The sequence below is a fragment of the Pseudomonas sp. DrBHI1 genome, from assembly GCF_002205115.1.
GTDB classification, from domain to species: domain Bacteria; phylum Pseudomonadota; class Gammaproteobacteria; order Pseudomonadales; family Pseudomonadaceae; genus Aquipseudomonas; species Aquipseudomonas mosselii.
Genome location: NZ_NIBE01000107.1, coordinates 70,770 through 79,129 on the forward strand (window position 1 = coordinate 70,770; position 8,360 = coordinate 79,129).

Genomic DNA, 8,360 nt, shown 5'->3' on the forward strand with positions numbered 1-8,360 from the left:
AACAACCGGTGCCGGATCGCAGTGTTAAGGATTGTGCAATAAACGAAAGCGGCCGACATTGCGCCGGATCAGCGGTGGTGCGGATATCCCGGGGCCGCTGCTCGCCCCATCGCCGGCAAGCCGGCTCCCACAAGGCAACACAAGCGATGTGGGAGCCGGCTCGCCGGCGAAAGGCTTGCACAGCAGGCCCGGGTTTACTGCTGGTTCTCCTGCTCGCTGAACATGTCGCTGAACAACATGCTCGACAGGTAGCGCTCACCGGAGTCCGGCAGGATCACCACGATGGTCTTGCCCTGCATCTCGGGCTTCTCGGCCAGGCGCACCGCCGCCGCCATCGCCGCGCCACAGGAGATACCACAGAGGATGCCCTCCTCCTGCATCAGACGGATGGCCATGGCCTTGGACTCGTCATCGGTCACCGTCTCGACCTGATCGACAATCGACAGGTCGAGGTTCTTCGGCACGAAACCAGCGCCGATGCCCTGGATCTTGTGCGGACTGGGTTTGAGCTCCTCGCCCGCCAGGGTCTGGCTGATCAACGGCGAGCTCACCGGCTCCACCGCCACCGACAGGATCGACTTGCCCTGGGTGTGCTTGATGTAGCGTGACACGCCGGTGATGGTGCCACCGGTGCCGACGCCCGCCACCAGTACATCCACCGCGCCGTCGGTGTCGTTCCAGATCTCGGGGCCGGTGGTCTTCTCGTGGATGGCCGGGTTGGCCGGATTGTCGAACTGACCAGGCAGGAAGTAGTGGGCCGGATCGGAGGCAACAATTTCATTGGCCTTCTCGATGGCGCCCTTCATGCCCTTGGCCGGCTCGGTGAGCACCAGCTCGGCCCCCAGGGCCTTGAGCACCTTGCGCCGCTCAAGACTCATGGACGCCGGCATGGTCAGGAGCAGCTTGTAGCCGCGGGCGGCGGCGACGAACGCCAGGCCGATACCGGTGTTGCCCGAGGTCGGCTCGACGATGGTCATGCCCGGTTTGAGCTTGCCGCTGCTCTCGGCGTCCCAGACCATGTTCGCGCCAATCCGGCACTTCACCGAGTAACCCGGGTTGCGCCCTTCGATCTTGGCCAGGATGGTCACCCCACGCGGGGCGATGCGGTTGATCTGCACCAGCGGCGTGTTGCCGATGGAATGGGCGTTGTCGGCGTAGATACGGCTCATGGCAGGTGTCCTTGAACATGAAAAAGCAGGGAAAACCATGAGGGTAAGCCCGCAATGCAGGAGCGTAAAGCCCGTTCGAACTCGGCGAAGCGGCCTGCGGTCAACCGCAAAAGCCGGTGCGGAGAACCACGATGAAAGCACGTTATCGCTGGCCATTGGTCGGCCTTGCCAGCCTGGTTGGGTTGCTTGTGGCCCTGCACCTGGCCCTGCCCTACCTGGTTCGCGATTACCTGAACGACAAGCTGGCCGACATGGGCGACTACCGTGGCCAGGTCACCGACGTCGATCTGGCCTGGTGGCGCGGCGCTTATCAGATCAATGGCCTGAAGATCGCCAAGGTCAGCGGCAAGGTGCCGGTACCGCTGCTCGACGCACCGCTGATCGACCTGTCGGTGAGCTGGCATGCGCTCTGGTACGACCATGCAGTGGTTGGCGAAGTGACCTTCCTGCACCCCGAACTGAACTTCGTCGATGGCGGCACCAGGCAGAGCTCACAGACCGGCCAGGGTACTGACTGGCGCCAGCAACTGGAGAAGCTGCTGCCCATCACGCTCAACGATGTGCGCATCGAACAGGGCACCCTGAGCTTTCGCAACTTCAACTCCCAACCGCCGGTCGACCTCAAGGCCACACAGCTCGACGCCAGCATTCGCAACCTGACCAACGTGCGCGATGAAAAGGGCCGGCGGGACGCCAGTTTCGAAGGGACGGCGTTGCTGACGGGCGACGCCAGGGTCGAGAGCAAGGCCACCTTCGACCCGTTCAGCGACTTTGACGACTTTCAGTTCCGCCTGCGCGCCAAGGGCATCGAACTGCGCCGACTCAACGACTTTGCCAGCGCCTATGGAAAGTTCGACTTCAATGCCGGACACGGCGACGTGGTGATCGAGGCCGAAGCCGCGAATGGCCGACTGCATGGCTACATCAAGCCACTGCTGCGCGATGTCGACGTGTTCAACTGGCGGCAGGATGTGCAAGACAAGGACAAAGGTTTCCTGCGCTCAATCTGGGAGGCGCTGGTAGGCGCCACCGAGACCGTGCTGAAGAACCAGCCGAAGAACCAGTTCGCCACCCGCGTGGAACTGAGCGGCAGTGTGCACCAGCAGGATATCAGCGCATTCGAGGCGTTCCTGCAGATACTGCGCAACGGGTTCATCCAGGCATTCAACGCACGTTACGAACAACCCCCGCCCCAATCCGACTAAGCCGACAGTGACGGACCATTCAGGGACTGAATACCCGGTCTGCGTTTGCAGGCGGCGGGTGCGGGGTTATAGTCGCTGGCACATCAATAAACATGCGTCGGCTGCCCCGCAATGAGGCGAGCCCAGCCACCCAGAGGATCGGTTCATGAAGTTCGAAGGCACCCGCGACTACGTCGCCACAGACGACCTGAAGCTGGCGGTCAACGCGGCCATCACCCTGGAGCGCCCGCTGCTGGTCAAGGGCGAGCCGGGCACCGGCAAGACCATGCTCGCCGAACAGCTCGCCGCCTCCTTCGGCGCCCGCCTGATCACCTGGCACATCAAGTCCACCACCAAGGCCCACCAGGGCCTGTACGAGTACGACGCGGTCAGCCGCCTGCGCGACTCGCAGCTGGGCGTGGACAAGGTCCACGACGTACGCAACTACCTGAAGAAAGGCAAGCTGTGGGAGGCCTTCGAGGCCGACGAGCGGGTGATCCTGCTGATCGACGAGATCGACAAGGCCGACATCGAGTTCCCCAACGACCTGCTGCAAGAGCTCGACAAGATGGAGTTCTACGTCTACGAGATCGACGAGACCATCAAGGCCAAGCAGCGCCCGATCATCATCATCACCTCCAACAACGAGAAGGAACTGCCCGACGCCTTCCTGCGCCGCTGCTTCTTCCACTACATCGCCTTCCCAGATCGCGCCACCCTGCAGCAGATCGTCGACGTGCACTACCCCAACATCAGCCAGTCGCTGGTCAGCGAGGCGCTGGATGTGTTCTTCGACGTGCGCAAGGTCCCGGGCCTGAAGAAGAAGCCCTCCACCTCCGAGCTGGTCGACTGGCTCAAGCTGCTGATGGCCGACAAGATCGGCGAAGCCGTGCTGCGTGAACGCGACCCGACCAAAGCCATTCCGCCGCTGGCCGGGGCCCTGGTCAAGAACGAGCAGGATGTGCAACTGCTCGAGCGCCTGGCCTTCATGAGCCGGCGCGGCAACCGCTGACAGGAGCCGGGCCATGCTGCTCAACCTGTTCAATGAAATGCGCGCGGCCAAGGTACCGGTGTCGGTGCGCGAACTGCTCGACCTGCATCACGCTCTTCAAAAGGGCGTGGTGTTCGCCGACATGGACGCGTTCTACTACCTGGCCCGGGCCATCCTGGTGAAGGACGAGCGCCATTTCGACAAGTTCGACCGTGCGTTCGCCGCCTACTTCAAGGGCCTGGAGAACCTCGACCGGCATATCGAGGCCCTGATCCCCGACGACTGGCTGCGCAAGGAGTTCGAGCGTTCGCTGACCGACGAGGAACGGGCGCAGATCCAATCCCTGGGCGGCCTGGACAAACTGATCGAAGAGTTCAAGAAGCGCCTGGAAGAGCAGAAGGAGCGCCACGCCGGTGGCAACAAGTGGATCGGCACCGGCGGCACCAGCCCGTTCGGCTCCGGCGGCTTCAACCCCGAAGGCATCCGCGTCGGCGAGGCCGGCAAGCGCCAGGGCAAGGCGGTGAAGGTGTGGGACCAGCGCGAGTACAAGAACCTCGACGACCAGGTCGAGCTGGGCACGCGCAACATCAAGCTGGCCCTGCGCCGCTTGCGCAAGTTCGCCCGCGAAGGCGCCGCCGAGGAGCTGGACATCGACGGCACCATCGACCACACCGCCCGTGACGCAGGCCTCTTGAACATCCAGATGCGCCCCGAGCGGCGCAACACGGTCAAGCTGCTGTTGCTGTTCGACATCGGCGGCTCGATGGACGCCCACGTGAAGGTCTGCGAGGAATTGTTCTCGGCCTGCAAGACCGAGTTCAAGCACCTGGAGTACTACTACTTCCACAACTTCATCTACGAGTCGGTGTGGAAGAACAACCTGCGCCGCACCTCGGAGCGCTTTTCCACCTTCGACCTGTTGCACAAGTACGGCGACGACTACAAGGTGGTGTTCGTCGGCGACGCGGCCATGGCGCCCTACGAGATCACCCAGCCCGGCGGCAGCGTCGAGCACTGGAACGAAGAGGCCGGGTATGTGTGGATGCAACGCTTCATGGAGAAGTTCAAGAAGATCATCTGGATCAACCCTTATCCGAAGCACGCCTGGGAGTACACCGCTTCGACCCATCTGGTGCGGGACCTGATCGAGGACAGGATGTTTCCGCTGACCTTGCAGGGGTTGGAAGACGGGATGCGTTACCTGTCCAAGTAATGTTTTCAGGGCCGGCCCTGTCGCGGGGCCGGCACCTTCATCCCCAACGGCTCAGATAAGCCTGCTGCTCCCGCCACGCTTCATCCTGTACCACCGCCCGAAACCGCACCGCGGTCCCCGGCATGCACTGCGCCAGCTGCGCCAGCTGCGCCAGCGCCAACGGCGTCAACGCCCCCAGCCGCGGATATCCACCGATGGTCTGCCGGTCATTGAGCAACACGATCGGCTGCCCATCCGGCGGCACCTGCACGGCGCCGAGGGGAATCCCCTCGGAGATCATCGGCGCACCCTGGTAGACCAGTTGCGGCCCGAGCAGGCGAATGCCCATGCGGTCGGCACGGCTGTCCAGCGTCCAGTCACGGTTGAACGCCTCGAACAAGCTGGTGCCGCCAAAGTCACCGATCTGCGCGCCCATCACCAGATCCAATACCGGTTTCTCGGCATACTCCGGCCGCAGCGCTTCGGGCACGTGGGAGCGGCGGTTCGGCGCCCCGATTTGCCCCGCGATGGCCCCGGCAGCATGCAGTACCTCCCCTTTCAGCAGCGCCCGGCCTTGGCCGTCTACTCCACCCAGTTCTTCCCGTACCACGGTGGAACAACTCCCCAGCACCGACTCGCCCACGAACCCGCCCGGCACCGCCAGATAAGCACGTACCCCTTGGCGAGGCTGACGCAGCGTCAGGCGCTGGCCCTTGCCCAGGTTGAAACTGGTCCAGGGCGCCACGGCCTGTCCGTCGGCCTGCGCATCCAGGTCGGCCCCGGCCAGCGCCAGCACGCAGTCCTGCTCGGCAACCACGCTGAAGCCGCCAAGCGCAATCTCCACCACGGCGCTGTCCAGGGCATTGCCCAGCAGCCAGTTGGCCCAGCGCATCGCCACCCAGTCCAGCGCGCCGCCCTGGGTCACGCCCAGGTGCCGCACACCGAAACGCCCGGCATCCTGCAACAGGCACAGCGCGGTGCTGGCCTCGATTCTCAATTGGCTCATGCCTGGGCCTCCAGCGGGCTGTCGTCACCGCCCAGGTTGATGAATTCGGCCCGTTCGACGGCCACGAAACGCACCCGATCACCAGGCTGCAGCAGGCTGTAGCCCTCGCGCTCGCGGTCGAACAAGCGCACCGGCGTGCGACCGATCAGGTTCCAGCCGCCCGGCGACACGGCCGGATAGGCGGCAGTCTGGCGCTCGGCGATGCCGACGCTGCCCGCCGCCACGCGCTTGCGCGGGGTGCTCAGGCGCGGCGTGGCCAGGCGTTCATCGACCAGGCCCATGAAGCCGAAGCCCGGCGCGAACCCCAGGGCGAACACCGGGTAGTCGCGGCCACAATGCAGACGGATCACCTCGGCCTCGCTCATCCCGCCGCGCGCGGCCAGCACCGGCAGCTCGGGGCCGACGCTGGCGTGGTACCACACCGCGATTTCGTGCCGGCGCCCGGCCTGGCCGGCATCCGGCCGCAGACCCTGCAGCGCCTGCAGGATGCGCTGGCGCGCCTCGCCCGGCGCCAGGTCGAACTGCACCATCAGCGTGGTATAGGACGGCACCAGGTCGATCAGCTGCTGGCCAAAAGCATCCCGCAAGCGCTGGCTGGCGGCGAGGATCCACGGCATGTTGCCTTCATCGATGGCATCGAACAGCCGCACCATCAGGCTGTCGATGGCCACCACCTCGATACGTGGCGTCATGCTTGCTCCAGTGCATCCAGGGCCTGGCGGATCTGGCGCACGGCGGCCACTGAGCCGTCGTTGTCGCCGTGCACGCACAGGGTGCTGGCGTTCAAGCGCACATCGCTGCCGTCGTCAGCCACCAGGGCCTCGCCCTTGGCCAGGCGCAAGGCCTGTTCGACCACCAGCGCCGGGTCGTGGTGCACAGCGTTCGGCAGGCGCCGCGACATCAGGTGCCCGCTGGCGGTGTAGCCACGGTCGGCGAAGGCCTCGAACCACAGTGGCACGCCGACTTCATCGCCCAGGGCCTGGGCGGCGCTGTCGTCGGCGGTGGCCATGAGCATCAGCGGCAGGCCGCTGTCGAACGCCGCCACCGCTTCGAGCACGGTGCGCAGGATGTCCGGGTTGGCCATCATGTCGTTGTACAGCGCGCCGTGGGGCTTGACGTAGGCCACCCGGCCGCCGAGCACCTTGCAGATGCCGTCCAGGGCGCCGATCTGGTAGTGCAGCAGGTCACGGATCTCGTCGCTGCTGCAGGCCATGGAACGGCGGCCGAAGCCCATCAGATCCGGATAGGCCGGGTGCGCGCCGATGGCCACCCGGTGTTCCAGGGCCAGGGCCACGGTGCGGCGCATGGTGCCCGGGTCGCCAGCGTGGTAGCCGCAGGCGATATTGGCGCAGTCGATGAATGGCATCACCTTGGCGTCCTGGCCCATGCGCCAGTTGCCGAAGCTCTCGCCCATGTCGCAATTGAGTAGCAGGCGTTTCACCTGGCGGACCTCCGTATCAATGTTCATGGTGCCTACCTTAGCGCGCCTGGAGCGCTTTGCCGCGGGTTTCCGGCAGGCTCAGGGCCGCCAGGATCACCACACCGTAGGACACCGCGGCGAAGGCGCCAATCCCCAGGCCCAACGGCACTTTCTCGCCAAGCAGGCCGATCAGCAACGGGAACATCGCCGCGACCACCTTGCCGATGTTGTAGCAGAAGCCCTGCCCCGATCCGCGTATCCGGGTCGGGAACAGTTCGGTGAGGAACGAACCCATGCCACTGAAGATGCCCGAGGCGAAGAAGCCCAGGGGGAAGCCCAGCCACAGCATCACGCCGTCGCTGACCGGCATCTGCGTGTAGAGCAGGACGATGACGAACGAGCCCACGGCGAACAGGATGAAGTTCTTCCTGCGCCCCAGCAGGTCGCACAGGTAGGCGCTGACCACGTAGCCGATGTAGGAGCCGACGATGACCATCGCCAGGTAGCCGCCGGTGCCCAGCACGCTCAGGCCGCGCTCGTTCTTGAGGAAGGTCGGCAGCCACGAGGTGATGGCGTAGTAGCCGCCCAGGGCGCCGGTGGTCAGCAGCGAAGCGCGAAGGGTGGTCCAGAGCATGCCGGGGGCGAAGATCTCGTAGAACTGCGCAGGCGCCTCGGCCTGTTCCACGGCCTTGGCCTGACGGTAGATCTCCGGGTCCTTGACCAGGCGCCGGACGAAGATCACGAAGATCGCCGGCAGCAGGCCCAACAGGAACAGCGCGCGCCAGGCCTGCTCGGCCGGCAGCCAGGAGAACAACAGGGCATAGAGAATCGCCGTCAGGCCCCAGCCGATGGCCCAGCCCGACTGCACCATGCCCACCGCCTTGCCGCGGTCCTGGGCACGGATCACCTCGCCGATCAACACCGCGCCGGCGGTCCATTCGCCGCCGAAGCCGAAGCCCATCAGGGTGCGGGCGATCAGCAGTTGTTCGTAACTCTGGGCGAAGCCGCAGAGGAAGGTGAAAAAGGCGAACCACAATACCGTCAGTTGCAAGGTGCGCACCCGCCCGATGCGGTCGGACAGAATGCCGGCGATCCAGCCGCCCAGGGCCGAGGCGATCAAGGTGCTGGTGTGGATCAACCCGGCCTCGGCGGTGCTGATGCCCCACACCAAGATCAGGGTGGGGATGACGAAACTCAGCATCTGGGTGTCCATGCCGTCCAGGCCGTAGCCGATCTTGCAGCTCCAGAAGGTGCGTCGTTGCTGGGAGTCGATGTCGCGGTACCAGGCGAAGGGGCCGCTCGAGGTTCGGGCGGGGGCCTGCTGCTGCACGCCGGTCGGGTTCATGGTTGCCTCGGCTTGTTGGTATTGTTCTATGGGCGACGTCGGGCGTCGCGGCC

Annotated in this window: 8 protein-coding genes; 3 read left to right on the plus strand and 5 right to left on the minus strand. The window is 65.1% G+C overall.

Annotated features, from left to right (window positions below):
• Positions 1-194: 194 nt before the first annotated feature.
• Positions 195-1,169, minus strand: a complete 975-nt coding sequence (gene cysK, locus CC207_RS21335; RefSeq protein WP_028693042.1) for a cysteine synthase A — start codon at positions 1,167-1,169, stop codon at positions 195-197.
• Positions 1,170-1,300: 131 nt separating this feature from the next.
• On the opposite strand from cysK, the gene CC207_RS21340 reads away from it, so the two are divergent.
• The 3 genes from CC207_RS21340 (at position 1,301) to CC207_RS21350 (ending at position 4,557) form a co-directional block, all read left to right on the plus strand.
• A complete protein-coding gene (locus CC207_RS21340) occupies positions 1,301-2,374 on the plus strand; it encodes a DUF748 domain-containing protein (RefSeq protein WP_028693041.1) in 1,074 nt (357 codons plus the stop codon).
• 145 nt (positions 2,375-2,519) lie between these two features.
• Positions 2,520-3,365, plus strand: coding sequence for a MoxR family ATPase (locus CC207_RS21345; protein ID WP_069017002.1), 846 nt, complete (start codon positions 2,520-2,522; stop codon positions 3,363-3,365).
• Positions 3,366-3,378: 13 nt separating this feature from the next.
• On the plus strand, positions 3,379-4,557 hold the full coding sequence (locus tag CC207_RS21350) for a VWA domain-containing protein (RefSeq protein ID WP_062574843.1): 1,179 nt from the start codon (positions 3,379-3,381) through the stop codon (positions 4,555-4,557).
• Positions 4,558-4,594: 37 nt separating this feature from the next.
• On the opposite strand, the gene CC207_RS21355 is transcribed toward CC207_RS21350, so the two are convergent.
• The 4 genes from CC207_RS21355 to CC207_RS21370 are packed head-to-tail and all read right to left on the minus strand — an operon-like array spanning position 4,595 to position 8,307.
• Positions 4,595-5,542 (minus strand): biotin-dependent carboxyltransferase family protein, encoded by a 948-nt coding sequence (locus tag CC207_RS21355; protein ID WP_088852715.1) that lies wholly within the window; start codon positions 5,540-5,542, stop codon positions 4,595-4,597.
• Positions 5,539-6,234: a 5-oxoprolinase subunit PxpB gene (gene pxpB / locus CC207_RS21360; RefSeq protein WP_088852716.1), complete on the minus strand. Its 696-nt coding sequence runs from the start codon at positions 6,232-6,234 to the stop codon at positions 5,539-5,541. The genes CC207_RS21355 and pxpB overlap by 4 nt, the downstream gene beginning before the upstream one ends.
• Positions 6,231-7,010, minus strand: coding sequence for a 5-oxoprolinase subunit PxpA (locus CC207_RS21365; protein ID WP_028693037.1), 780 nt, complete (start codon positions 7,008-7,010; stop codon positions 6,231-6,233). The genes pxpB and CC207_RS21365 overlap by 4 nt, the downstream gene beginning before the upstream one ends.
• Positions 7,011-7,020: 10 nt before the next feature.
• On the minus strand, positions 7,021-8,307 hold the full coding sequence (locus tag CC207_RS21370) for an MFS transporter (RefSeq protein ID WP_062360573.1): 1,287 nt from the start codon (positions 8,305-8,307) through the stop codon (positions 7,021-7,023).
• Positions 8,308-8,360 lie beyond the last annotated feature (53 nt).

Excerpts from the sequence above, each read along its gene's own strand:
- cysK (WP_028693042.1), bottom strand. The coding sequence starts at position 1,169 with ATGAGCCGTATCTACGCCGACAACGCCCATTCCATCGGCAACACGCCG.
- CC207_RS21340 (WP_028693041.1), top strand. The coding sequence starts at position 1,301 with ATGAAAGCACGTTATCGCTGGCCATTGGTCGGCCTTGCCAGCCTGGTT.
- CC207_RS21345 (WP_069017002.1), top strand. The coding sequence starts at position 2,520 with ATGAAGTTCGAAGGCACCCGCGACTACGTCGCCACAGACGACCTGAAG.
- CC207_RS21350 (WP_062574843.1), top strand. The coding sequence starts at position 3,379 with ATGCTGCTCAACCTGTTCAATGAAATGCGCGCGGCCAAGGTACCGGTG.
- CC207_RS21355 (WP_088852715.1), bottom strand. The coding sequence starts at position 5,542 with ATGAGCCAATTGAGAATCGAGGCCAGCACCGCGCTGTGCCTGTTGCAG.
- pxpB (WP_088852716.1), bottom strand. The coding sequence starts at position 6,234 with ATGACGCCACGTATCGAGGTGGTGGCCATCGACAGCCTGATGGTGCGG.
- CC207_RS21365 (WP_028693037.1), bottom strand. The coding sequence starts at position 7,010 with ATGAACATTGATACGGAGGTCCGCCAGGTGAAACGCCTGCTACTCAAT.
- CC207_RS21370 (WP_062360573.1), bottom strand. The coding sequence starts at position 8,307 with ATGAACCCGACCGGCGTGCAGCAGCAGGCCCCCGCCCGAACCTCGAGC.